Origin of the sequence: Streptomyces sp. NPDC056160, from assembly GCF_042268205.1 — a bacterium.
Lineage (GTDB): Bacteria > Actinomycetota > Actinomycetes > Streptomycetales > Streptomycetaceae > Streptomyces.
The window spans coordinates 1-24,389 of sequence record NZ_JBHJUW010000032.1; the positions used below are offsets into that span (position 1 = coordinate 1).

At 71.8% G+C, this 24,389-nt stretch carries 22 protein-coding genes and 1 tRNA gene; 6 read left to right on the plus strand and 17 right to left on the minus strand.

Annotated elements, in window-relative coordinates; genetic code table 11:
• Nucleotides 1–37: 37 nt before the first annotated feature.
• The 3 genes from ACFC02_RS14600 to ACFC02_RS14610 form a co-directional block, all read right to left on the minus strand.
• Nucleotides 38–111, minus strand: a tRNA-Met gene (locus tag ACFC02_RS14600).
• Between the two features lie 147 nt (nt 112–258).
• Nucleotides 259–2,139 (minus strand): sel1 repeat family protein, encoded by a 1,881-nt coding sequence (locus ACFC02_RS14605; protein ID WP_376356437.1) that lies wholly within the window; start codon nt 2,137–2,139, stop codon nt 259–261.
• 215 nt (nt 2,140–2,354) lie between these two features.
• Entirely contained in the window at nt 2,355–5,330 is a 2,976-nt protein-coding gene (locus tag ACFC02_RS14610; RefSeq protein ID WP_376356530.1) for a UPF0182 family protein, read from the minus strand.
• 175 nt (nt 5,331–5,505) lie between these two features.
• Here ACFC02_RS14610 and ACFC02_RS14615 point away from each other — a divergent pair, with 175 nt between their 5' ends.
• Entirely contained in the window at nt 5,506–6,048 is a 543-nt protein-coding gene (locus ACFC02_RS14615) for a PPA1309 family protein (protein WP_376356439.1), read from the plus strand.
• A 215-nt stretch (nt 6,049–6,263) separates the two neighbouring features.
• On the opposite strand, the gene ACFC02_RS14620 is transcribed toward ACFC02_RS14615, so the two are convergent.
• From ACFC02_RS14620 to ACFC02_RS14635, 4 genes are all read right to left on the minus strand, one after another.
• Nucleotides 6,264–7,361, minus strand: a complete 1,098-nt coding sequence (locus tag ACFC02_RS14620; protein ID WP_376356441.1) for a PDZ domain-containing protein — start codon at nt 7,359–7,361, stop codon at nt 6,264–6,266.
• A gap of 87 nt (nt 7,362–7,448) precedes the next feature.
• Nucleotides 7,449–7,613, minus strand: coding sequence for a hypothetical protein (locus tag ACFC02_RS14625; RefSeq protein WP_376356443.1), 165 nt, complete (start codon nt 7,611–7,613; stop codon nt 7,449–7,451).
• A 115-nt stretch (nt 7,614–7,728) separates the two neighbouring features.
• Complete coding sequence (locus ACFC02_RS14630; RefSeq protein ID WP_376356445.1) at nt 7,729–8,190, minus strand: molybdenum cofactor biosynthesis protein MoaE; 462 nt, start codon at nt 8,188–8,190, stop codon at nt 7,729–7,731.
• A gap of 341 nt (nt 8,191–8,531) precedes the next feature.
• Nucleotides 8,532–9,644: an SDR family oxidoreductase gene (locus ACFC02_RS14635; protein ID WP_376356447.1), complete on the minus strand. Its 1,113-nt coding sequence runs from the start codon at nt 9,642–9,644 to the stop codon at nt 8,532–8,534.
• 192 nt (nt 9,645–9,836) lie between these two features.
• On the opposite strand from ACFC02_RS14635, the gene ACFC02_RS14640 reads away from it, so the two are divergent.
• Together ACFC02_RS14640 and ACFC02_RS14645 are read left to right on the plus strand one after the other, a co-directional pair.
• A complete protein-coding gene (locus ACFC02_RS14640) occupies nt 9,837–11,306 on the plus strand; it encodes a zinc-dependent metalloprotease (RefSeq protein ID WP_376356449.1) in 1,470 nt (489 codons plus the stop codon).
• Nucleotides 11,303–11,818, plus strand: coding sequence for an NUDIX hydrolase (locus tag ACFC02_RS14645; RefSeq protein ID WP_376356451.1), 516 nt, complete (start codon nt 11,303–11,305; stop codon nt 11,816–11,818). The genes ACFC02_RS14640 and ACFC02_RS14645 overlap by 4 nt, the downstream gene beginning before the upstream one ends.
• Nucleotides 11,819–11,921: 103 nt before the next feature.
• Here ACFC02_RS14645 and ACFC02_RS14650 read toward each other — a convergent pair whose 3' ends face one another.
• The 4 genes from ACFC02_RS14650 to ACFC02_RS14665 all read right to left on the minus strand — a co-directional run bounded on the left by ACFC02_RS14650 (nt 11,922) and on the right by ACFC02_RS14665 (nt 15,958).
• Nucleotides 11,922–12,677 (minus strand): AIM24 family protein, encoded by a 756-nt coding sequence (locus tag ACFC02_RS14650; protein WP_376356453.1) that lies wholly within the window; start codon nt 12,675–12,677, stop codon nt 11,922–11,924.
• A 19-nt stretch (nt 12,678–12,696) separates the two neighbouring features.
• Nucleotides 12,697–13,377: an AIM24 family protein gene (locus ACFC02_RS14655; protein WP_376356455.1), complete on the minus strand. Its 681-nt coding sequence runs from the start codon at nt 13,375–13,377 to the stop codon at nt 12,697–12,699.
• An 11-nt stretch (nt 13,378–13,388) separates the two neighbouring features.
• Nucleotides 13,389–15,158, minus strand: a complete 1,770-nt coding sequence (locus ACFC02_RS14660; RefSeq protein ID WP_376356457.1) for a TerD family protein — start codon at nt 15,156–15,158, stop codon at nt 13,389–13,391.
• A 203-nt stretch (nt 15,159–15,361) separates the two neighbouring features.
• A complete protein-coding gene (locus ACFC02_RS14665) occupies nt 15,362–15,958 on the minus strand; it encodes a M48 family metallopeptidase (RefSeq protein ID WP_376356459.1) in 597 nt (198 codons plus the stop codon).
• 240 nt (nt 15,959–16,198) lie between these two features.
• Between ACFC02_RS14665 and ACFC02_RS14670 the strand changes: the two genes are divergently transcribed.
• On the plus strand, nt 16,199–17,416 hold the full coding sequence (locus tag ACFC02_RS14670; RefSeq protein ID WP_376356461.1) for a TOMM precursor leader peptide-binding protein: 1,218 nt from the start codon (nt 16,199–16,201) through the stop codon (nt 17,414–17,416).
• Nucleotides 17,409–18,785 carry an ABC1 kinase family protein gene (locus tag ACFC02_RS14675; protein WP_376356463.1) on the plus strand — a complete coding sequence of 459 codons (1,377 nt, stop codon included), beginning with the start codon at nt 17,409–17,411 and terminating at the stop codon, nt 18,783–18,785. Before ACFC02_RS14670 ends, ACFC02_RS14675 begins: the two co-directional genes overlap by 8 nt.
• Nucleotides 18,786–18,806: 21 nt before the next feature.
• Here the strand turns inward: ACFC02_RS14675 and ACFC02_RS14680 are convergent, their stop codons facing one another.
• The 5 genes from ACFC02_RS14680 to ACFC02_RS14700 form a co-directional block, all read right to left on the minus strand.
• A complete protein-coding gene (locus ACFC02_RS14680) occupies nt 18,807–19,031 on the minus strand; it encodes a hypothetical protein (RefSeq protein ID WP_376356465.1) in 225 nt (74 codons plus the stop codon).
• 135 nt (nt 19,032–19,166) lie between these two features.
• Nucleotides 19,167–19,493 (minus strand): hypothetical protein, encoded by a 327-nt coding sequence (locus ACFC02_RS14685; protein WP_360969534.1) that lies wholly within the window; start codon nt 19,491–19,493, stop codon nt 19,167–19,169.
• The gene (locus tag ACFC02_RS14690; RefSeq protein ID WP_361377464.1) at nt 19,490–19,858 is read right to left on the minus strand and encodes a WhiB family transcriptional regulator; all 369 of its coding nucleotides are present in this window, start codon (nt 19,856–19,858) and stop codon (nt 19,490–19,492) included. The genes ACFC02_RS14685 and ACFC02_RS14690 overlap by 4 nt, the downstream gene beginning before the upstream one ends.
• Nucleotides 19,859–20,033: 175 nt before the next feature.
• On the minus strand, nt 20,034–20,354 hold the full coding sequence (locus tag ACFC02_RS14695) for a hypothetical protein (RefSeq protein ID WP_376356467.1): 321 nt from the start codon (nt 20,352–20,354) through the stop codon (nt 20,034–20,036).
• Nucleotides 20,355–20,517: 163 nt separating this feature from the next.
• On the minus strand, nt 20,518–22,821 hold the full coding sequence (locus ACFC02_RS14700) for an ATP-dependent DNA helicase UvrD2 (RefSeq protein WP_376356469.1): 2,304 nt from the start codon (nt 22,819–22,821) through the stop codon (nt 20,518–20,520).
• 108 nt (nt 22,822–22,929) lie between these two features.
• Here ACFC02_RS14700 and ACFC02_RS14705 point away from each other — a divergent pair, with 108 nt between their 5' ends.
• Nucleotides 22,930–23,172, plus strand: a complete 243-nt coding sequence (locus ACFC02_RS14705) for a mycoredoxin (protein ID WP_360969539.1) — start codon at nt 22,930–22,932, stop codon at nt 23,170–23,172.
• Between the two features lie 143 nt (nt 23,173–23,315).
• On the opposite strand, the gene nudC is transcribed toward ACFC02_RS14705, so the two are convergent.
• Nucleotides 23,316–24,260 (minus strand): NAD(+) diphosphatase, encoded by a 945-nt coding sequence (nudC, locus tag ACFC02_RS14710; RefSeq protein WP_360969541.1) that lies wholly within the window; start codon nt 24,258–24,260, stop codon nt 23,316–23,318.
• Nucleotides 24,261–24,389: the final 129 nt, after the last annotated feature.

Here is a 24,389-nt window from a genome sequence, read left to right on the forward strand (position 1 = left end):
CCGGAATCCTGATCGGATTCCGGCCCTCGGCCTTCAGTAGCGGGGACAGGATTTGAACCTGCGACCTCTGGGTTATGAGCCCAGCGAGCTACCGAGCTGCTCCACCCCGCGTCGATGAATAGAACACTACGTGACGCACGGGAGAAGAAGCAAATCGCTTCTCCGAAGCCCCGTCACCAGCCGTCGGCAGCCCCCCGCGGGCCCCGCCGGCAGCAGCGACACTGTCGGGTCGGCAGCGTCACAGCAGCCCGCGGGACGTCACGCCGACAGCTCCTCGCGCAGCGCGTCCCTCAGCCGCGCCGCCCGCTGGGCCACCTCGCGCGGCCCCAGCGCCACGGCCCGGTCGGCCCACCGCTGCCCCTCGGCCAGCTCGCCCCGCCGCGCGTAGACGAGCGCCAGCCGCAGCGCCGCCCGTCCGTGCCCGGCGTCCGCGGCCCGCGTCCACCACACGGCCGCCTCCGGTTCGCTGCCCTCACGGGCGAGCAGCAGGCCGAGGTTGAACGCGCCGTTGCGGGACCCGGCCTCCGCGGCCTGCCGGTACCACCGCGCCGCCTCGACCACGTCGCCGCGGGCGGCGGCCAGCATCCCCACCCGCACCTGTGCCCGGCGGTGGCCCTGGGAGGCCGCCCGCTCGTACCACTCCTCGCACTCGGTCTTCTCGTGGATCACCGACTCCCCGAGTTCGTGCGCCGGCGGCGGTGGCCGGCGCGCGTCGAGCACGGCCGCCAGCCGGTACGCGGCCTCCGCGCTCCCGCCACCGGCCGCGCACCTGAGGTGCCGCTCGGCCGCCCGCTCGTCACCGGCGCGCAGCCGGGCCATCCCTACCTGGAGGGCAGCCTCCGTGTGCCCGGCCGCCGCCGCCCGCTCGTACCAGCGCAGCGCCTCCGCCTGAAGACCGCGCCCGGCGTAGAGGATGCCCAGGTTGAAGGCGGCGTCGACGCTGCCGGACTCGGCCGCCTTGGAGAACCACGGCTCCGCACCGGTCGTGTCGCCGCCCTGGAGCAGCAGGACCGCCAGGGCGTTCGCGGCCTCCCGGTGCCCGGCGTAGGCCGCGTGCCGGTACCACTGCTCGGCCTGCGGGGTGCGGCCCTGCTCGGCGCAGAGCAGCGCGAGGTTGTACGCGCCGTTCACGTCACCGGCGTCCATCGCCGCGCGGTACCAGCGCTCGGCGGTCTGCGTCTCGCCGCGCTCGGCGTGCAGCGCGCCCAGCGCGTTCGCCGCGTTGCCGTCGCCGTCCTGCGCGGCCCGCAGCCACCACACGGCCGCGCTCTCGGTGTCTCCGGCGTCGCGCAGCAGGAAGCCGAGCGCGCAGGCCGCCCGCGCCTCGCCGTCCTTGGCGGAGGTCAGGTACCAGCGACCGGCCTCCTTCAGCTCGCCCCGCTTCTCCAGGATCGCCCCGAGGTGCAGCGCCGCGCGCCGGTGGCCGCGCGCGGCGGCCTGCCGGTACCACTGCTCGGCCTCGCCCGGCGGGCCCGTGCCACTGCCGCCCGCGCCGCCGCCCTCCGCCCCGTCGTGTCCGGACCGCCGGTCCAGGGCGCGGGCCAGGCGGTACGCCGCCTCCCGGTGCCCGCGCTCGGCGGCTACGCGCATCCAGCGCTCGGTGCCCGGGTCGGCACGGTGTTCGAGCAGGTCGGCGAGGGCGTAGGCGCCCAGGACGTGGCCCTGCTCGGCGGACTGGCGCAGCCAGTACTCGGCGGCGGGCTCGTCGCCGCGCTCGCGGTGGTGGCGCCCGAGCGCGTGCGCGGCCGGGGCGGAGCCGGCGACGGCGGCGATACGCCACCAGCCGGCCGCCTCGTCGGCGTACCCGCGCTGCTGGAGGAGGACACCCAGGTTGTTGGCCGCCGCGCGGTCGCCGGCGGCGGTGGCGGCGCGCAGGTGGGGTTCGGCTCCGTCGAGGTCGCCGCGGCGCAGCAGCATCGCGCCGAGGACACTCATCGCCTCGACGTCACCGGCCTCGGCGGCGAGCCGGCGGCGTGCCAGCTCGGCGACCTCGTCGGCGACCGCGCCGGTCTCGTCCGCGCCGGTCTCGTCCGTGATGCTCCGGTCCGTCCCCCCGGGCTGCTCGGCCTGCCCGGGGTCGGAAGTCTGCACAAAACGCCCTGTCTCGAACAGAGTTACCTTGTCCCCCATAACGTCCATCGTCGCACCACCCGCAACCTGGGTACACCTGGTATACCGCAGCCAGTGAGGTCACTTCAGCGTTTTGTCGACATGCCCACAGAGAGACAAGTCAAACACAGATCGCCCAACTCCCCACGGCGGCACGGCGGTCCCCCAGCTCGGCACATGCGTTCGCACACCACGGAGGCCCGGATCCGCACCGGGATCCGGGCCTCCGACTCGGTCAGAAACGGTCAGCTTCCGTTCCCATCCTTGTCATTGCCGTTCTTGGCGACGCCATTCTTCGCATCGCCGTTCTTGGCGTCACTGTGTTTGGCGTCACCGTTCTTGCCGGCGCTCTGCTTCCGCGCCTCGGCCTGCGCGTCCTCGGCCTTCTTGAGCGCGTCCTGGAGGTCCTTCTGCGCCTTGCCGTAGGCCTGCCAGTCGGTCGGCTTCTCGTTCAGCGCCGCCTGGCCCTCGTCGAACGCCTTCTGGGCGTCCTTCAGTGCCTGCTGGACCGTCGGACTGCTCGACGCCGGCGGATTGCCGGTGCCGGTTCCCGTGTCCGGCGGCGGGTTCGCGGAACCGGAGGCTCCGAAGACCTTGTCGAGGGCCTCGCCGAGACTGTCCTCGAACGCGGTGGCCCCGCCGTAGGTCACCAGCACCTTGCGCATCAGCGGGTACTTGAGCTGTCCGCCGCGCACGTAGACAGGTTCGACGTAGAGGAAACCGCCGTCGAGCGGGATGGTGAGCAGGTTGCCGTACTCGATCTCCGAGTCGCCGCCCCTGATGAGCTTCACGAACTCGGCGATGTTCTGCTGGGAGTTGGAGTTGAACTGGCTCTGCACCTGTTTGGGTCCGCCGACCGTCGTGCTTCTCGGCTTCAGGATCCTGATCTTGCCGTAGTCGGGGGTGCCGGCCTGGGAGTCGACCGCCATGAACGCGCTGAGGTTGTCCCGGCCGTTGGGCGTGAACGTCGTCGTGAGGGAGAACGCCTGGGAGTCCTGGTCGGGCATCTTCATGGTCAGGTAGTACGGCGGCACCGCGTTGCCCGACTTGTTCGTCGGGTCCTCGGGCACCTGCCACACCTCGCTGCTGCTGAGGAACGTCTGCGCGTCCTGCACGTGGTAGCGGGTGAGCAGTTCGCGCTGGACCTTGAAGAGGTCCTGCGGGTACCGCAGGTGCTCCATCAGCTGGGAGGAGATCGCCGACTTCGGCTGCACCGTGTGCGGGAACGCCTTCATCCACGTCTTGAGGACGGGGTCCTGGGTGTCCCACTGGTACAGCTTGACCTCGCCGGTGTAGGCGTCGACGGTCGCCTTCACCGAGTTGCGGATGTAGTTGACCTGGTTCTGCTGGGCCACCACCGCGCGCTGGTTGTTGTTGTACGTCAGCGAGTCGGCCGTGGTGTCGCCGAGCGTCGTACGGGAGGCGTAGGGGTACCCGTTGGTCGTCGTGTACGCGTCCACGATCCACTGGATGCGGCCCTGCACCACTGCCGGGTAGGCGTCGCCGTCGATGGTCAGCCAGGGCGCCACCGCCTCGACCCGCTCCTTGGGCGTGCGGTTGTACAGGATCCGCGAGCCGTCGCCGATCGCGCCGGAGTACAGGATCTGCGGCTCGCCGAACGCCAGCGCGTACGCGGCCCGGTTGATCGGGCTGGACAGGCTGACGCCGCTCTCGCCCTGGTAACTGGTGGTCTTCTCGCCGTCGTTGTTCGAGTAGTCGATCTCCTTCTGGGGACCGCCGACGATCGAGTAGGTGGTGGTCTTCTCGCCGTAGTAGACGCGCTGCTCGTACGTGCCGAGGTCGCCGGTGGACGGCAGGTTCTTCTCGGTGAAGACCGGCTCGCCGTTGCCGGCCTCCGTGCCCTTGGCGGCGACCACCCCGTAGCCGTGGGTGTAGCGGAAGTGGCTGTTGATCCAGTTCTTCTTGATGCCGTCGAAGTTCAGCTCGCGCAGGCCGACGACCGTGTCCTGTACCTTGCCGTCCTTGGTGGGGTACCGGTCGACGTCCAGGTTGTTCGGGAACGTGTAGAAGCCGCGGATCTGCTGGATCTGCTGGAACGTGGGCGAGACGATGTTCGGGTCGAGGATGCGCACGCTCGCCGTCTTGCCCACCTGGTCGCGCAGCGTCGACTTGTCCTTGGTGCTGCTCGTGCCGTCGTAGTCGGACACGTCGGTGTGGTCGATGCCGTACGCCTCGCGCGTCGCCTCTATGTTCTTCGTGACGTACGGCGCTTCCTTGGCCTGCTCGTTGGGCTGGACCTGGAACTTCTGCACGATCGCCGGGTACAGACCGCCGATGAGGATCGCCGAGAGCACCATCAGGCCGAAGCCGATCACGGGCAGCTGCCAGGTGCGCCGCCACAGCGTGGCGAAGAACAGCAGCGCGCAGATGACCGCGATGCAGAACAGGATCGTCTTGGCCGGCAGATAGGCGTTGGCGTCGACGTACCTGAGGCCGGTCCAGTTGTCGGTGGCCTTGAAGTCGCTGGACTTGACCGCGAGCCCGTACCGGTCGAGCCAGTACGCGACGGCCTTCAGCGCGACGAAGACGCCGAGCAGGACCGACAGGTGCCCGGTGGCCGCGGCCGTGGCCCGCGCGCCGGGGCTGGTGACCCGCAGGCCGCCGTACAGGTAGTGGGTCAGCACCGCGGCGATCAGCGACAGGATCGTCGCGGCGAAGCCGAAGCCCAGCAGGAAGCGGTACCAGGGCAGGTCGAAGGCGTAGAAGGAGACGTCGAGGTGGAACTGCGGGTCCGTCTTGTGGAACGGCACGCCGTTGACCCACAGCAGCCAGGTCCGCCACTGGCCCGCGGCGGAGGCCCCCGCGATCAGGCCCACCACGGCGGTGATCCCGCACAGCAGCCACTTCTTGTAGGGCGCGATGCCCATCCGGTAGCGGTCGAGGTTCTGCTGCTCCATCGACATGGCGCTGAGCGGGGGCCGCAGCCGGTGCGCGAGCCAGACGTTGAACCCGACGGCAGCCGCCATCAGCAGGCCGAAGACGAAGAACAGCCCGATCTTGGTCCACAGTGTGGTGGTGAACACGGACGAGTAGTGCACCGAGCGGTACCACAGCCAGTCCGTCCAGAAGCCCGCGAACATCGTGAACGCGATGCCGAGAGCGGCAAGGACGCCCAGGGTCATCAGCAGGGTCCGGGCTCGCCGGGACGGGCGGCCGACTCTGATCCGCGGCCCGGACGGGCCTCCGCCGCGGTCCGGCATCTGGAAAGCCAAGGTGCGCACCTCGAAGTTCGCTGGTGGTTCGCTGTGGTTGCGTCAGGCCCCCGTGTCCGCGGACCGTACGGCGCGCCCGCCGGTCGCGGGCGCACACCTATGCAACTTACTCACCGTTTATTCGGTTCCCGATTCCGGCCGGGAACGAGGCAGGATTGTGACCATGTCCAACACTCCCATGGCAGCGAACCCGCTCACCCGGGCCGTACTCGAGATCGACGAGTACGCCTCCGGCCTCGGCTGGGACCAACCCGCTCGCCTCTTCGCCCTCGTCGACACCGCACGGCTGCGGACCCAGGAACCCGCCCTCGCCGCCCAGCTCGGTCTCCAGGACGAGCAGGAGACCTCCGGTCTCACCCCGATCGAGCAGGACGAGGTCCCCGCCGACCGCCCGCTCGACGAGTTCCTCGCCACGATCGCCTGGCCCGACGCGGTGGCCGGCTGCGCGCTCACCGTGGAGCGCCTGATGCTGCCCCCGTCCGCCGAGGCGCAGGTCCCGCAGGGGCTGGACGAGGCGAAGCTGACCCAGTGGGTGGCCGGTCACCCGGAGCGCCAGGAGGTCCGCATGACGGTCGCGGTGCTGCGCGACGGCGGCCGGGAGTCGGCGCTGCGCCTGCGGGAGAAGGACTCCGCCACGGAGGTCCTCACCGGTTCCGAGCTGGTGCCGGGGCTCGCGGAGGCCCTTTCGGCGACATTCGAGGACTGAACGACCGGCCGCCGCTCTCGGTGAGCGCGGCGCGGTGCGCGCCGCGCGCGCTGTGAGCGGGCCCCGGGGCGCTTCGGCCGCCGGGGCCCGGCGGCCGGGCACGTGCACGGTTCGGTCCGTGGCTGTTCGGCCCTTGGCGGTTCAGTCCGTGGCTGTGCGGCCCTTGGCGGTTCAGTCCGTGGCTGTTCGGCCCTTGGCGGTTCAGCCTTTGCTGTTCAGCCCTTGGCCGTGCAGGTCGGCAGGTCGGCGGTCTTGCCGGAGCGGATGTCCTTGAGGGCACCGAGGGCGTCGCCGATGGTGCCGACCTTGACGAGGGTCAGTCCGGAGGGCGGGTCCTGGGCGGCGGCGGCGCAGTTGTCGGCGGGCGTCAGGAAGTACCGGGCGCCCTTGTCACGTGCCCCGATGGTCTTCAGCTCGACGCCGCCGATCGGCCCGACCTTGCCGTCGTCGTCGATGGTCCCGGTCCCGGCCACGAACTTCCCGCCGGTCAGACTGCCCGGCGTGAGCTTGTCGTAGATTCCGAGGGCGAACATCAGACCCGCGCTGGGCCCGCCGACGTCCGCGAGCTTGATGTCGATTGTGAACGGGAAGGTGTGGTCGGTCCCCGCGGAGATCCCGACCACGGCCCGCTTGGCGCCGCCGTCGTCGGACTGCGCCGTCGTGATGGTGACGTCCTTGGTGGCCGTCGCCGTCCTGTGGGCCTTCTCGGCCGCGGCCTGGTCCTTGGCGGGCACGATCGTGAAGACGACGTCCTGGCCCGGCTTGTGGCGGGTGACCAGCTTGGCGACGTCGGCGGGCTCCTTGACCGCGGTGCCGTCCACGGCCTTGATGACGTCCCCCGCGTGCAGTCTGCCCTGAGCCGGGGTGCCCTTGACGACGGTGGAGACGATCACCCAGCTCCGCACCGGGACGCCCAGCTCCTTCAGGGCGGCGACCTTCGCGCTCTCCTGGGACTGGCTGAACTCCTCGGCGTTCTCCTGGCTGGACTGCTGCTCCGTCTTGCCGTTCGGGTAGAGCGTGTCGTGCGGGACGATCTTGTCGTCGTGGGCGAGCCAGCCGTAGACGGCCTCCACCAGGTTCATCCGGTAGTCGGGGCTGGTGACCCGGACGGTGGTCATGTTCAGATTGCCGTCCGTCGGGTACGTCTTGCGCCCGCTGATCTGCAGCACCGGCTCGCCGTCGTGGTCACTGAGGGTGTTGACCGTCGGTCCCGGGGACATCTCCGCGTACGGCACCGGGAGGAAGACTCCCGCGCACAGGAGCGCGATCAGCATCAGGGTGGAGGCGAGCATCGTCGCGGTGCGGCGTGGCATGACTCGACAGTACGGGACGGGCCTGTCGGCGCACCGTCAGGGCCGCCGTACGCCGTCCCTGTTCCGTCCCTGCTCCGTGCGGGTGGTTCAGGTGCCGGAGGTGGTCCTTTCCATGGCCTCGCGGAAGCGGTTGTACCCGTCCAGCTCGGGGCCGTCGCCGCGGACCCTGCGGGTGCGGTTCGTCCAGCTCCCCCACAGACCGGCGGCTATCCCCGCCACGAGCGGAATCAGCAACCAGGCGAGCGCTGCCATGCCGACCTCCCTACCCCAATCGAGCGACCGCGAGTGACTGATCAGCAGATTAACCATCAGCACTGACAACGCTCGGGCCAGGGGGGCGGTTACGCAACCGGGGCCGCGGCGCGGCTCAGCACGCCCCCACCCATTCCTCCGTACCGTCGGAGAACTTCTGGTGCTTCCAGATCGGCACCTCGTGCTTGAGGTCGTCGATCAGCTTCCGGCAGGCCTCGAAGGCCTCGCCGCGGTGCGGGCACGACACGCCCACGACGACCGCGAGGTCCCCGACCTTCAGGTCCCCCACCCGGTGGACGGCGGCGAGCGCCCGCACCGGGTACTCGGCGGCGACCTTCTCGGCGATCCGCCGCATCTCGGCCTCGGCGCTGGGGTGACAGGAGTACCCCAGCTCGTCGACGTCGGCGCCCCCGTCGTGGTTGCGCACGGTCCCCACGAACAGCGCCGTCCCTCCGGCCGCGTCGTCCCCGACCGCGCGGAAGACCTCGTCCAGGGAGAGCGCGGTCTCCCTGATGCCGATGAGCTTGATGGGGTTGTCGGCCGCGTACTCGCCGGGGTGATCGGTGGTGGGTGCCATGCCTCCATCGTGCCGCACGCGCGCGAGGACGCGGAATAGCGTGATCGCCCTGCACGCGCGCGTGCGCGTTTGGAGCCTCCTACGACCGACGCCCTGCCGCTCGGCGGTCCCGCCCCTCGGTCCGGCCGCTCGGCGGCCCGGCGGCCCGGCCGTCCCGTGGTCCGGTGGTCCGGTGGTCCGGTGGTCCGGTGGTCCGGTGGTCCGGTGGTCCGGTGATTCAAGCGGCCCGGTGGCGCAGTGAACCGCCGGCGCAGCGGCCCGATGACACAGCGGCACGGTGGCGAGGGCGTCAGACGCGGCGCCGGGCCGCGGGCGTCCGACGCGGCGCCGGGCCGCGGGTGTCAGAGGCGGCGCCGGGCCTTGCGGGCCCGCCGCACCACCGCGGCGGCGCCCAGCAGCGCCACCGTCGCGCCCGCGGCGCCCGCCGCCGTCGCGTCCTTGCGCCCGAGCCGCCGCCCGGCCACCGTGTGCCGCCCGGCGACCTCCTCCAGGAGTTCGGCGAGGACCTCCTCGTTCGTCCACTTCGGCCGCCACCCCGCGTCGTGCAGCCGGCTCCCGCTGACCACCCACGGGTACATCGTGTAGGCGAGGTCCCCGGCCGGGGACGGCGTGAGTCCGATCCGGTGCAGCCGGGCCGCCGCGCCGAGCGCGACCGCCGACGGCAGTTCCATCCGCCGGATCCCGCTCAGCTCCTCGACCTCCTCCTGTTCCAGCCAGCCGTCGCAGCCGACGGCCAGCTCCCCCTCCGCCTTCTCCAGCACGGCGTACTCCAGCGCGCTGCACAGATCCTCGACGTGGCAGAACTGCCAGGCCGGCCGCGAACCGGCCACCACCAGGAGCCGCGGCGACTCGAAGTACCTGGTCAGCGCGGTGTCGGTGCCGCCGACCAGGACGGCGGGGCGGACGACGGTGACATTGAGGCCGGGGTGCGCCCGCGGAGCGCGCCGCGCCAGGCGTTCGACCTCCAGGAGGTCTCCGACGCCGGTCGCCTCCGCGGTCGCCCGCAGCTCCGCGTCCTCGGACAGCGGCAGCTCGTTCTCCGGCAGCGCCCCGTAGACCATCGCGGAGGTGCACAGCACGACCCGGTGCACGCCGGCCGCGGCGGCCGCGGTCAGCACGGTCTGGGTGCCCCGGACGTTGTAGGCGCTGCGGGCCGCGGGGTCCGTCTCCAGATCGAGGTCGAGTGCCAGGTGCACGACGACGTCGGCGCCGCGCAGCCGGTCGGCGATCGCCGGGTCCCGCACGTCGAGGACGTGCCACTGGGCCGCCGCGCACTCCCCGCGCCGCTCGTCGATGGCGATGACCTGCCTGACCTCGGCGGACGCGGCCAGCCGCTCGGTGAGCAGGGCGCCGACCCCGCTCGCGGCTCCGGTGACCGCGACGACGGGCCCGCGCACGGCGGGAGTGCTTTCATGGTTTCGCGCTGCGCGAACCTGTGGATCTGGGGAACTCACCGGGCGTCTCCAGCGGTTGTCTTCCATACGGGCGCGAATGACGCGTACGTACCAGGTGGCATCCATCCTGCCGCAGGCGTTCTGTCGGCGAAGCACCGAGGCCCGAACCGCTCATGGTGTCTACGCTGGGTGGTGATGTCGGGCAGCCGCGCCGCCGGAAAGAACCGGTGGCCTTACCAGCCGAGGAACCCCGTGAGTGACACCCCATTCGGATTCGGCCTTCCGCCGGAGGAGCCGGACGACGGCGACGAGGGCAAGAAGAAGGACCAGCAGAGCGGTGGTGGGCAGGGACCGGCCAACCCGTTCGGTTTCGGGCTGCCCGGGGCCGGAGGCTTTGGCGGGCCCGGTGCCGACAACCCGCTCGCAGCGATGTTCGGCTCGCTGAACCCCACCGACCTGGGCGCCGCGTTCCAGCAGCTCGGCCAGATGCTCTCCTACGAGGGCGGCCCGGTGAACTGGGACATGGCCAAGCAGATCGCCCGCCAGACGGTCTCCCAGGGCACCTCGGACGGCACGAAGGACGCGAGCGTGGGCGCCGCCGAGCGCACCGCCGTCCAGGAGGCCGTCCGCCTGGCCGACCTGTGGCTGGACGATGCCACGTCCCTGCCCTCCGGCGCCGCCGCCACGGTGGCGTGGTCGCGCGCGGAGTGGGTCGAGGCGACCCTTCCGGCGTGGCAGGAGCTGGTCGACCCGGTCGCCGAGCGTGTCGGCAGTGCCATGGGCGACGTGCTGCCCGAGGAGATGCAGGCCATGGCCGGCCCGCTGATCGGCATGATGCGCTCCATGGGCGGTGCCATGTTCGGCACGCAGATCGGGCAGGCCGTGGGCGTGCTGGCCGGCGAGGTCGTCGGCTCGACCGACATCGGCCTGCCGCTCGCCCCGGCCGGCAAGGCCGCACTGCTCCCGGTGAACGTGGAGAAGTTCGGCAAGGACCTGGGCGTGCCCCAGGAGGAGGTGCGGCTGTACCTGGCACTGCGCGAGGCCGCCCACCAGCGTCTTTTCGCGCACGTGCCGTGGCTGCGCTCGCACCTGTTCGGTGCGGTCGACGGGTACGCGCGCGGGATCAAGGTCGACACCGCCAAGCTGGAGGACGTCGTCGGCCAGTTCGACCCGCAGAACCCCGAGCAACTGCAGGACGCCCTTCAGCAGGGCATGTTCCAGCCGGAGGACACCCCGGAGCAGAAGGCCGCGCTGGCACGCCTGGAGACCGCTCTGGCGCTCGTCGAGGGCTGGGTCGACGCGGTGGTGCACGCCGCCGCGAAGCCCCGTCTGTCGTCCGCCGACGCGCTGCGTGAGACGCTGCGTCGCCGCCGGGCCTCGGGCGGTCCGGCCGAGCAGACGTTCGCCACGCTGATCGGCCTGGAGCTGCGCCCGCGCCGTCTGCGCGACGCGTCCCGCCTGTGGGCCTCGCTCACGGACGCGCGGGGGGTCGAGGGCCGCGACGGCCTCTGGGCCCACCCGGACATGCTTCCGACCGCCGCCGACCTGGATGACCCGGACGGCTTCGTCCACCGCGAGCAGATGGACTTCTCCGAGCTGGACAAGATGCTCGGCGAGGCCGCGAGCGGCTCCGCCGGGAAGCCGGACCTGCACAAGAAGGACGAGGCCGCCGGGGACGGACCCGGGAAGGACGAGGACGACAGGGGCGACGACAGCGAGTGACCCTCCACGACGACGCGGCCCTCGTCCTGGCGGGGTACGAGGGCCAGGACGAGCTGTCCGCGCTCTACCTGGATCATCTGCGGACCCATCCGGACGGCATGTGGAAGGCCTGTACGGACGGGCACATCACCGCGAGCGCCATGGTGATCGACCCCGGGCACGGCCGGGTGCTGCTGACCCTGCACAAGAAGTTGCGCATGTGGCTCCAGATGGGCGGTCACTGCGAGCCAGAGGACGTCACGCTGGCGGATGCCGCGCTGCGTGAGGCGACCGAGGAGTCGGGCGTCTCGGGGCTGACCCTGCTGCCCGGCGGTCCGGTCCGGCTGGACCGGCACCACACGCCGTGTGCCTGGCACCTGGACGTGCAGTACGCGGCCGTCGCCCCGCCGGGGGCCGTGGCGGCCATCAGCGACGAGTCCCTGGACCTGCGCTGGTTCGCCTACGACGAGGTGCCGGACGTGGCGGACAAGTCGGTCGTACGGCTGCTGGAGGCCACCCTCGCCCGGCTCTGACGCGGTGGCGAGGCGACGCAGTGGCGCAGTAAGGGGCGACCGCCCATGGCGGTCGCCCCTTACTTGTGCGGGCTCTGCCCGGCTCTGGCTCCGGGTCGGGCGCTCAGCTCCAGACGTTGCCCTGGTTCTGCCCCCGCGCCCCCTGCTGTCCCATGCCGAACTGCGCGGCGAGGTCCTGCCCGATCACCGCGTTCTGCGGCGGCAGCAGTTCGCTGGGCTGGACGAGCGCGTAGCCGTTGCCCATGAAGCTCAGCTCCCAGCCCTCGCCGGTGTTGCCGCGGCGCCGCCACACGCCCGAGGAGTGGGTCTGGGCCTGCATCTGCACGCGCAGCCCGGTGGACCAGGCGACGATCGCGTCGGCGTCGCAGTTGACGTACTTGTCCGGCGTCACCTCCATCATCAGCGGTGCCCCTGAGGTCATCAGGGCCACCTTGCCGCGGCCCGTGATGTTCAGCTGGTACTTCCCCGAGCCGGAGATGCCGTACATGCTGTCGACGGCGATGACCTCGTGGTGCAGGGAGGAGTCCATCGCCAGGACGTAGCCGCTGTCGACCGTGAGACCGTCCTGCTCGACGTCCATGACGTGCACGTACTGGGAGAGGTTGGCGAGGTAGACGGTGCCCTGCCCGTGGCAGCGCATCAGGTCCAGGCCCTCGCCGGTGTGGGCGCGGGCGCGTCCTTGGTCGTTGCTCCGGTACTCGGCGTCGAACTCGACCATGCCCTGGTAGGCGACCATGGTGCCCTTGCGGGCGAGGATGTCGTCGTGGCCCTCCAGGAGGACGCGCAGCATCTGCTTGTTCTGCAGGCTCCAGCGCTCTTGGGTCTGGACGTCGTTGAAGGCGAAAAGCGGGCTCTGCATGTCTGTGTCCTTCTCCCCCTCAGCCCCGGACCCGCAGGCGGTCGGTGCTGTCCTCGCTGGGCTGCACGACGACGATGCCCTGGCCGGAGAACGCCATCTGGTAGGCCTCGCCGCTGCCCCGCCCGATCAGGGACTGCGCCTTGAAGCTGCGCTTGCCCTTCACCTTCAGGTTCGGCGACCAGGCGACGAGCGCGTCCGGGTCGACGTAGGTCTCGTTCTCCCCGCCGCCGCAGTCGACGACGATCGGCTTGCCGCGGGAGGTCAGTGCGACCCACCCCTGGCCGGAGATCTTGGTGTTCCACAGGCCCTGTCCGGCGAACTTCGCCAGCCCCTTGACCCGCTCGACGCCCCACTGGAGGTGCGCGTCGAAGGCCAGCAGGTTGGTGGCGTTGACCGAGATGGCGTCCCCGCCCAGGTTGACGACGACGACGTCGGCGCCGTAGTCGGCGAGGTAGAGCAGGCCGTCACCGGTGCACTTCATCAGGGGGGCGCCCTCGCCGGTGATCCAGTCCCGGGCGATCTGGCGCACGGCCGGCGGGTTGGGTTCGTACTGGACGAAGCCCTCGTAGGCGACCATCGACCCCACGCGCGCGAAGAGGTCGTTCCCGGTCTGCATGGCGACCTTCAGCATGTGGCTGCCGTGGTTCTCCATGCGGGCGGTGACGGGTGCGGGGGCGTAGCCCGCGAGCGGCTGGTTCATGACGGGCTCCCTCAGACCTCGTAGGGCTGGACGACGACGAAGTTGCCGGGTGCGGCCCGGAACTGCAGGTTGACGCCCTCGCCGGTGTGGCCCGGGTAGGCGTTGCGGCGCATGCGCACCTGGCTGGAGACGATCACCTGGGCGGCGGCGGACCAGGCGACGACGGCGTTGGAGTCGACGAACGTCGTCGGGGTCACCGGCAGGACGACGGGCGTGCCGTGCGTCTTGACGACGATGGTGCCGGTGCCCTGGAACTGCATCGTGAACAGGGCACCACCGGGGATGCCGTGTCCCTCGACGCGGCGGACCTCGTACTGCAGGCCCTCGTCGAAGGCGAGGACGTTCTCCGCGGAGACGCAGATCGCGTCGCCCTGCAGTTCGACCGGATGCAGATGGGCGGAGTTCTCGGCGAAGAACACCTGGCCCTGGCCGGTGCAGCGCATGAGCTGCATCTCCTGGCCGGTGGCGTTGCCGACGACGCGGCCCGCGAAGCCCGCGCCCTTGTAGCTGAAGTCGACCTTGCCCTGGTAGAGCACCATGCTGCCCTGCCTGGCCAGGACGGGCTGGCCTCCGGTGCCGAGGTCGGCACGGATCAGCTTGCCGTTCTGCAAGGTCCAGCGCCGGCCGGTGGGCGTCTCCTTGAACTGCTGGAGTGCGGCGGCCACACCGGCACCCTGGGGTGTCTGCGCGGCGCCCTGCGGCGCGCCGTAGGGCGCCGGCTGCCCGGGGACCTGTCCGAACTGCGGCTGCTGACCGTAGCCGGGAGGTGCGGGGGACCCGCCGTAGCCGGCGGGCGGCGTCGGCCGGCCGTAGCCGGGCGGCGCGGTCGGGGCGTGGGGTGCCTGGGGGGCGGCGGGCTGACCGTAGCCCGGGGGCGGGGCGGTCCGGCCGTACGGCGGCTGCTGGCCGGGCGGGGCGTAGGGCGCGGGGGCCGGGGGCGGCGGCGGGACGGTGCCCGCGGGCGGGTTCACGGGCGCGATGATCGTCGGCGCCGCGTGCAGGGGCGGTGCGGGTGCCGGGGGGCCGGCCGGCGGGGTGGGCCCCTGGGGCGGTGCGTAGCCCTGCGCGGTGGGCTGCGGCGCGGGGGGCGCGGGGGCCGGGGCAGGGCCGGGTGCCACAGGGGTGGGGGCCGGTGCCGGGGGGCCGGAGGGGGCGCCGAAGGCCGGTGGGGCGGGGGCCGCCTGGGCGGGCGGGGCGAAGCCCGGGACACCGCCCGGCTGCTGCTGGGCCGGTGCCGGGGCGGGTGCCTCTTCTTCCAGCACCTCGCCGCCGAAGTTCTTCAGGAGCGCATCGAGGCCACCGTCGAACCCCTGGCCGACCGCGGCGAACCGCCAGACGTCCTTGAGGTAGATGTCGCCCAGCATCACGGCCCGCTCGGTGGAGAACTCGGCGCCGCTGAAGGCGTAGCGGGCCACCTCCTCGCCGCCCGCGACGATGCGCAGGTAGCCGGAGGTGATCTGCGACATCTGCCCGGCGCCGTCGATGGTCGCCGTGAACGAAAGCTTCTGGATCTGCGGCGGGATCCGGTCGAGCGTGACCCGGAAGGACTCCGTGTCACCGGCCTGCGCGCCCAGCAGTTGGACGGCCTCCTCGGGAGACTTCGGCTGGTTGAAGAAGACGAAGTACCGGTCGTCGGAGAGCCGTTCCCCCGCGTCGAGGCCGAAGCAGCTGATGTCGAAGGTCAGTCCGGGTCCGGAGATCTGTACTCCCACGTACAGATCCGTGCCCGCGGTCAGGTCACTGATCCTGGCCTTGTGGCCGCGTTGGAATTCCCTGGGCATGCGTAACGACCGTCCCCCATCCCGAGTGCGAGTGCGTCGCGCCAGGCTAACGGCAAACTCCGACACCGGACCAAGCCGGTACAGACCCGGTACACAATCCCCGCCCGGCGGTGGCGTACGGCCTGTGGGGGCCACGCACGCGGCCCAGGGGGCGCACCTTCAGCCGCCGACGCGGCGACGCCGCGGCAGGGGCGGACGGTCCCTCACTCGCCGCGCTCGGCCGGCGGGTGCGGCAGCCGCGCCGCCGCGGCCACGCCTTCCAGATAGCCGCGGGCCCGCTCGGTGCGCGGGTAGGCCTCCAGGAGCCGCCAGAAGTCGGGGCCGTGACCGGGGACCAGCAGGTGGGCCAGTTCGTGCAGGAGTACGTAGTCGACGACGTACTCGGGCATTCCCTGGAGGCGGTGCGAGAGCCGGATGCTGCCTTCGGCAGGCGTGCACGAGCCCCAGCGCGTGTTCTGGTTGGTGACCCAGCGGACCGAGGCGGGCCGGGCCCTGCCCCCGTAGTACTGCGACGACAGCCGTGCGGCGCGCTCGGCGAGTTCCGTGTCGCCGAGCGACCGGCGGCTCTCCTGGGCGGCCAGCTTGTCGAGCATGACGTTCACCCAGCGCTGTTCCTCCGCCTCGGACATCCGGGCGGGGATGAGCACGACGGTGCGATCGCCCTCGCGGTACGCGGAGACCGTCCTGCGGCGGCGGGCGCTCCTGCGGACCTCGATCGGGCTCGCCGCCGAGCCGCTCGGCGGCGGGCTCGTCTTGCCGCGCTGCGGCGTTCCGGCACGGTGCAGTGGGTCGGCGGACACGCCCCGACGTTACCGGGTGTACGCGGTGGAAGTCCCGGGTGCGGGACGGTTCCGTACCGATCCCCCACCGACGGTCTGATTCGTACGACGAATCTCCCCGCCTGTGGACAACTTTCGGCAGCGCCGGGCCCGAGCGGGCATGCTGGCACTCGTCGGCGGAGCGATGACCGGCTCCACCGGCCCGGCGTTCGTCGCCGTCTCTTCCAGCACTCTCTTCCATCCGGCTTCGGGGGGCCGCACATGCATCCGATGGTGAAACCCGCGCTGCGGCGCGGCTGGCGTGATCTCAACACGGTGCAGTTCGGGATGGCGCCCGCGCACGCACTGACCCTGGGCCCGGTCGACACCGCGACGGGAAGCTTCCTCGAACTGCTCAACGGCGCCCGCGGCCTGCCCCTGCTGCGGGAACAGGGGCACCGCATGGGCCTTCCGGAGGGGCATGTCGACCGCCTCGTGGAGCGGCTGGCCCGGGCCGGTCTCCTGGACGACGCGCGGGGAGGCGGCGAGGCGGCCGGTGCGCTGCGGGCGAAGAAGGAGGTCATGGCCCGGCTGGAGCCCGATCTCGCCGCGCTGTCCGTCCTGGCGCGCGAACCGGGCGAGGCGGTCGACCGGCTGGCCGCCCGGCGGGAGATGCGGGTGCAGGTGCGCGGCGCAGGCCGGGTGGGGGCGGTGCTGGCCGCGTTGCTGTCCGGCGCCGGTGTCGGTGTGGTCGAGGTGCTGGACGGCGGCTGCGTGGAGCCGTGGGACGTCTCCCCGGGCGGACTGCCCGCCGAGGCCGTGGGAGAGCGCAGGGACGCCGCGGCGCGCCGGGCCGTGCGCCGGGCGGCCCCGGACCGGCCGGTGCGCCACGGCCAGGGTGCGCCGTCCGGCACGGACGAGCCCGGACACTCGTTGGTCGTCCTCGCCCCGCGCGACGACGTCGCCGTGCACGCGCCCGACCCGGACGCGGCGGCCCCCCTGATCACGGCGGGGACCCCTCACCTGTACACCGGGGTCGTGGAGGCCACCGGTGTCGTGGGCCCCCTGGTCCTGCCGGGACAGACGAGCTGCGCCGAGTGCCTGCACCGCGGGCGCACGGACCGGGACGGGACGTGGCCGCGTCTGGTGGCCCAGTGGCGTTCCGGCAGACAGCCTCAGGTGCGCCCCTGTGACCTGGCTCTCGCCACGACCGTCGCCGGGCTGGCGGCAGCCCACGCGCTGACCTTCCTCGACGGGGGCTCGCCCTCCAGCGCCGGCGCCCGCTGGGAGGTGTCCGCACCCGCTCTGAACTGGCACGGCCGTCCGGTGTGGCCGCATCCGGACTGCCGCTGCGGGGCGGGGCGCAAACCCGTGGCGGAAGACACCTCAAAGGTGGCCGGTCCGCGCGAGACAATGGCTGGGCAACGGTCGTCGCCCACGCCCCGTCGGCAGGCGGAGGAGGCGGCACGGCCTGCTGGGACTTGGAGGGCGCATGTCTGATCTTCCCCGCAAGGCGGTCACCCGTACCGCCAAGCTCGCCGCGCTCCCGCTCGGCTTCGCCGGGAGAGCGACCTGGGGACTCGGCAAACGGATCGTCGGTGAGTCCGCGGAGATCGTCGGCCGGGAACTGCAGCAGCGCACGGCCGATCAGCTGTTCAAGGTGCTCGGCGAGCTGAAGGGCGGGGCGATGAAGTTCGGGCAGGCCCTGTCCGTCTTCGAGTCGGCGCTGCCCGAGGAGGTCGCCGGCCCCTACCGGGCGGCTCTGACCAAGCTCCAGGAAGCCGCTCCGCCGATGCCCACGCGCACCGTGCACGCCGTCCTGGAGGAGCGGCTCGGCGCCGACTGGCGTGCGCTGTTCGAGGAGTTCGAGGACAAACCGGCCGCGGCGGCCTCCATCGGACAGGTGCACCGGGCGGTGTGGCACGACGGCCGTGAGGTCGCGGTCAAGGTCCAGTACCCGGGCGCCGGCGAGGCCCTGCTGTCCGACCTGGGGCAGTTGAGCAGGTTCGCGCGTCTGCTGGGACCGCTGATCCCCGGCATGGACATCAAGCCCCTCATCGCCGAACTGAAGGACCGGGTCTCCGAAGAGCTGGACTACGGTCTGGAGGCCGAGGCGCAGCAGGCGCACGCGGAGGAGTTCGCGGGCGATCCGGACGTCCTGGTCCCGGCGGTGGTCCACCAGTGCGAACAGGTCCTGGTCACCGAGTGGATCGACGGTGTCCCGCTGGCCGAGGTGATCGCGGACGGCACCCAGGAGCAGCGCGACCGCGCCGGGCAGCTCCTGGCCCGCTTCCTGTTCTCCGGCCCCGCCCGCACCGGCCTGCTGCACGCCGACCCGCATCCGGGCAACTTCCGCCTGCTCCCCGGGGGCCCCGAGGGCGAGGACGACTGGCGGCTGGGCGTTCTGGACTTCGGCACCGTCGACCGTCTGCCCGGCGGTCTGCCGGAGCCGATCGGCTCCTCCTTGCGGATGACACTGGACGGTGAGGCCGACGCGGTCTACGACATGCTGTGCGCGGAGGGCTTCGTCAAGGAGTCGATCGAGCTGGACCCCGACGCGGTGCTCGAATACCTCCTGCCGATCATCGAACCGGCCCAGGCGGACGAGTTCACGTTCACCCGGGGCTGGATGCGCAGCCAGGCGGCCAGGATCGCCGATCCCCGCTCCCCCGCCTACCAGCTGGGCAAGCGGCTCAATCTGCCCCCGGCCTACCTGCTGATCCACCGTGTGACGCTCAGCACCATCGGTGTGCTGTGCCAGCTGGGGGCCACCGTGCGGCTGCGCGACGAGCTGGAGGAGTGGCTGCCGGGCTTCGTGCCCGAGCCGGACGAGGAGGTCGAGGAGGAAGAGGCCACCGCCGGGGCGTGAGATGGGCGAGGGCTCAGGGGGTCACCACCAGGCGGAGTCGAGCCGCCCCTCGATCGACCGCAGGTGCTCGCGGGAGCAGGCGTCGCAGAAGTAGCGGCGGACTCCGTTCTCCACGGAGCAGGCCCAGGTCGGGGGCGGCTCCTGGGCCGAGGTGCCACAGCGGGCGCAGCTCACGGGCCGGGGCCGCTCGTCGGCGTCGCCGTGGTCGGCGTCTTCGGGGTCGGGGTCTCCGTAAGGACGCGTCACGCGGTGACGATACCTCCGCGCCGGAGGCCGGTGGACGCAACGCGGCGCGGGGGCCGGTCCGTTCGCACGGAACCGGCCCCCGCGGGCGCAGAGTCTGCCTCCCGGCCGGGAGGCCACCGCTGAGCGGTGGGGCGGTTACTGCATGACCGCCATGGCGAGCGCGCGGCGGGCGCGCCGTGAGGCGCGCTCGGCGCGGCGCTGCATGCGGCGGGCGGTCACCAGGCGCACGGCATGGCGTTCCCGCTCCACCTCCTGCAGCCGCTCCTGCATATGCGCACGAGCCATGGCTTCTGGGATGAGTTGCATCTCTCGGGTCCTGTTCTGTCGCGAGTCGTTCGCGCCGGTGGTGGTGACGTCTTCGGTGGCGGAGCCTGCGGGCTCGCTGGGGGTGGACGGCTTCATCGGGGCCTGCTTCTGGGGGTCGTGCGTGAGGGGGCGATCGATGGTTCCTGCGATGTTCATGCCGCAACCGGGTTCTTGCGCGGGCGGCCACGGGGCCGCTTCCGGGCGACGACAACGCCCTGGACGAACAGCTCGCCACCCCAGACGCCCCAGGGCTCGCGCCGCTCCTTGGCGCCGGCGAGGCAGGCCTCGATCAGCGGGCAGGTGCGGCACAGGGACTTGGCGTACTCCACGTCCGCCGGCGACTCGGCGAAGAAGACCTCCGGGTCGTAGGAACGGCACGGGACGGGCACACCGAGGTTCTCGATGGCGTCGTCGAGCGCGGTGAGCGCAGTGAGCGGGATCAAGGTGGGGTCCTCCGTGAGACCGGGCTTGGGGATCGTGTCGGAAGGCGGTACGGACGGGGCGTGCGCTTCGAGTTGCACGGTTGGTCTTCCTCGTCTGGTCGGTCCGGCCGGGTCGGCCGGGTGTCGGCTGGGTACCGGGTTCTTTTCTTGTCCCGAGGCCCCTTCGGTCCGTCCTCCCCGTTCGGGGAAAACAGAAGGGCCGCGGATCCCGGGTGGGGTTCCGCGGCCCTGAAGGCGCCGGCCTGATCGTCGATCAGGCTGGATCACTCCAGGGTTCTGGCCCACGGAAGGCCCACATCAGGTGGTGCTGCGTCGTCTGCTTCCGAATACCGGCACCAGCCGCCGTAAAGGCATAGGCCCGCGCCTGTGCCGCTACTGCTTCCAGTGCCTCGGTCGGTCGCTCATTGCGCTCGCGGACAGAAGCACCCGCGAGGGACAGGACGGACTCCGGACGCACGGCGTGAATGCCGGACATACCGGTGCCCTGGTCCGAGACGCCGAGCATGCACAGGGAGACGACCGAGCGATCGGTCATTTTGGCGGTGCTGAAGAAGCTGCTCTTGATGCTGATCACTGGACTCGCCTCCTCTCGGCGTCTGGGGACTGGGGTGAGCCAGTCCGTACGGATATGCAAGTACAACACGGAATCAGGGCCTCAGGAAGGCCGCTGTTCCCGTGACCAAGAACCTATGGGGATTCCCCGGGCATGCGCAAACTATTTTTGCGACGAGTTGGCATCAGTCGTCGATCTGTTGGCCCGCACACTCCTGACCTGCGCAGATGGCGAGAACGTCGGCTCCGTGGCGGCGCAGCTTGCGCGTCCCGACGCCGGGGATGCGCGCCAGCTCGCGAGCGTCGTCCGGAGCGGCTTCGGCGATCGCCATCAGGGTCCTGTCGGTGAAGACGCAGAAGGCGGGCTGCCCGCTGAGCCGCGCCTGCTCCTCGCGCCACTCCCGCAGCCGCTCGTACAGGCCCTCGTCCATGTCGGACGGGCAGTCGTCGCAGCGCATCAGTTTCATCTCGCCGGCGTCGGTGAGGGTGCGGCCGCAGACCCGGCACCGGGCCGGAACGCGCTGGGTACGCCGGGGCGTGGCCTCCGGGCCCCGAACCGCCGCTCGCGCGCCCGGCCCGGTCCCCCGCTCGATCCCTCCGGCGCCGCCCCGGCCGCCGTGACCGGTTAGGGCGGCGGTGCCGGGGCGCAGTCCGTCCAGGAAGCGGCTGGGGCGGCGGTTGGGGCGACCGCCTGGTGTGCGGGTCAGCGACCAGGAGATGTGCAGCCGCTCGCGGGCGCGGGTGACGCCGACGTAGAGCAGGCGGCGCTCCTCCTCGATCTGTTCGTCCGTCCTGGCGTAGGTGATGGGGATCATGCCCTCGCCGACGCCGACCAGGAAGACGACGTCCCATTCCAGGCCCTTGGCCGAGTGCAGGGAGGCGAGGGTGACTCCCTGGACGGTGGGGGCGTGCTGGGCGTTCGCCCGCTCGTCGAGTTCGGCCATGAGGTCGCCGAGGCCGGCGCCCGCTCTGGCGGCGGCGAAGTCCCGCGCGAGGTTCACCAGCGCGGCCAGCGACTCCCAGCTCTCCCTGGTGGCGCCCGAGCCGGCCGGGGGCTGCGGCGTCCAGCCCTCGCCCGACAGCACGGCACGCACCTGGGAAGGCAGGTCGACGGCGTCGTCGAGCAGGGAGTCGTTGCCGCCGAAGCGGGCGGCGGCGCGCAGGGAGACGACCGCCTTGCGCACCTCGGGGCGGTCGAAGAAGCGCTCGGCCCCGCGCAGCTGGTACGGCACCCCCGCGTCCGCGAGGGCCTGCTCGTAGGTCTCCGACTGGGCGTTCGTCCGGAACAGGACGGCGATCTCGCTCGCCGGGACGCCCGAGGCGATCAGGTCGTGGATGCGGTGGGCGGCGCCCTCGGCCTCGGCGGGTTCGTCCGCGTACTCCGTGTAGTCGGGTTCCGGTCCTGTGGGGCGCTGCGAGACCAGTTCCAGCCGGTGGTCGGCGGCGCGGCCGCGTGCCTGGGCGAGCAGTCCGTTGGCGAGGCGGACGACCTGGGGGGTGGAGCGGTAGTCGCGGACCAGTTTGACGACGGTGGCGCCGGGGTGGCGGGCACGGAAGTCGAGGAGGTGGTCCGGGGTTGCTCCCGTGAACGAATAAATGGTCTGGCTGGCGTCCCCGACGACGCACAGGCTGTCGCGCTCTCCGAGCCACAGTTCCAGCAGGCGCTGCTGCAGCGGGCTGACGTCCTGGTACTCGTCCACCACGAAGTGCTGGTACTGGGCGCGGACCTGTTCGGCGACGTCACGCCGGTCCTGCAGGATGGCGACGGTCAGCAGCAGGACGTCCTCGAAGTCGATGACCGAGCGGTCCCGCTTGAGGTCTTCGTAGACCGAGTACAGGTGGGCGACCTCGGCCGGGTCCCGGGGTGTCTCGCGCCCGGCCTTCGCGGCTGCGAGGGCGTAGTCGGCCGGAACGGTCTGGGTGACCTTGGACCACTCGATCTCCGCCGTGATGTCCCGCAGCTCGCCCCGGTCCAGGCGGATGCGGCAGGCGGCGGCCGCGTCCGCCACGAGCTGGATCTTGCGGTCCACCAGCCGTGGCATGCCTCCGCCGACGGCTTTCGGCCAGAAGTACTGCAGCTGGCGCAGCGCGGCGGAGTGGAAGGTGCGGGCCTGGACGCCCTGCGCGCCGAGCTGGCGCAGCCGGCCGCGCATCTCCCCCGCGGCGCGGTTGGTGAAGGTGACGGCGAGCACGCTGGAGGGCTGGAGGATGCCGGCTCGGACGCCGTAGGCGATCCGGTGGGTGATGGCGCGGGTCTTGCCCGTGCCGGCTCCCGCCAGCACGCACACCGGACCGTGCAGCGCGGTGGCGACCTCGCGCTGCTCGGGGTCGAGCCCTTCGAGCACCGCGTCGGCAGAGTCCGGTACCTGCGGGAAGAGGGTGGAGTGCGTTGCTGCTGTCACACAGCCATGCTGCCAGGTCGGCGGAGACGGGTGAGCCGGTTGTCCACAGGCGGGCCCTCGCGGTCGTACTAGTGCGACCGGGGTCACGCGCTCGCACGGGGCGCCGATACCCCCCGCGGGAATGCCGGAGCCGGTGACGTACGTTCATCGACTGCGACCAAGACGTCCCCGACCCGCCGAAGGAGCGCGAGAGACATGCCGGGCACTGTGACGATGTACAGCACCACGTGGTGCGGCTACTGCCGTCGGCTGAAGAGCCAGATGGACCGTGAGGGCATCGCGTACAAGGAGATCAACATCGAGCAGGACCCGGAGTCCGCGGCCTTCGTCGAGAAGGCGAACGGGGGCAACCAGACGGTGCCGACCGTGCTCTTCGAGGACGGGTCGACGCTCACGAACCCGTCGCTGGCGCAGGTCAAGCAGAAGATCGGCGTCTGAGTCCGCTCAGTTCGTACGCGTCAGTCCGTACGCGTTGTACGCGTCAGTCCGTACGCGCGGGAAGGCGGCCCCCCGGATCAGTCGGGGGGCCGCCTTCCTGTGCCCGGGGGCTCAGCGCGTGCCCGGTGCGGGCGCCGGCGGCGTCAGACGAAGGTCCTCGTCGGCAGGGGCTGGCCGTACCAGAGTTCGATGAGGCGGGCCGCGATCGAGATGCCGTAGGGCGGGAGGACATCGCCGGACTCGAAGGCCTTGCGCAGTTCCTCGCGGGAGAACCAGCGGGCCTCGTGGATCTCGTCGCCGTCGACGTCGATCTCGATGGAGGTGGCGTGGGCCATGAAGCCCAGCATGAGGCTGGACGGGAACGGCCAGGGCTGGCTGGCGACGTACTCGACCTGGCCGACGGCGATGCCGACCTCCTCGTGGACCTCGCGGCGCACCGACTGCTCGATGGACTCGCCGGGCTCCACGAAGCCGGCGAGCGTGGAGAAGCGGCCCTCGGGCCAGTGCACCTGGCGGCCGAGCAGGATGCGGTCCTCGTCGTCGGTGACCGCCATGATCACCGCGGGGTCGGTGCGCGGGTAGTGCTCGGCGCCGCAGGCGGGGCAGCGGCGGATGTGGCCGGCCGCGGCGATCACGGTGCGCTCCCCGCAGCGCGAGCAGAAGCGGTGCAGCCGCTGCCAGTTCTCCAGGGCCACCGCGTGCACCAGCAGGCCCGCGTCGCGCGGCGACAGCAGCAGGCCCGCCTCGCGCAGTCCCGCCGGGCGCGCGGACTGGTCCATCCGGCCGGGCAGTGAGTCCTTCTGCAGCGCGAAGTAGCTGACGCCGTCCTCGTCGGTGCCGAGGAAGTAGCGGTGCGCCTCGGTGAGCGGGGCCTCGAAGGACGGGGTCATGACGAGCTCGGTGCGGCCGTCGGGTGTCTCGTCGACGAGCGCCTGACCGCCGGAGACCACGAAGCAGCGGGTCGTGGGGTGGCTCCATGCCGCGGCGAGCCAGGCCTCGTCGAGCCGGTGGTGGGCGGCCCGGTCGATGCCGCTGGGCGCGGTGAGCGAGACGGGGCGGTCTGCGGTGTGGTCGGTCCAGGTGGTCACGGGTGCTTCCAACTCCCCCGGTGCAACGGTTGATTCGGCGGCGGTTCAGCGGGACGTACGGCAGGCGGGGACCGGGTCCGGTGGGGCGTCAAGGGTGCGGACGGCCCTTCCAGTGTGCCCCTCGCGGGC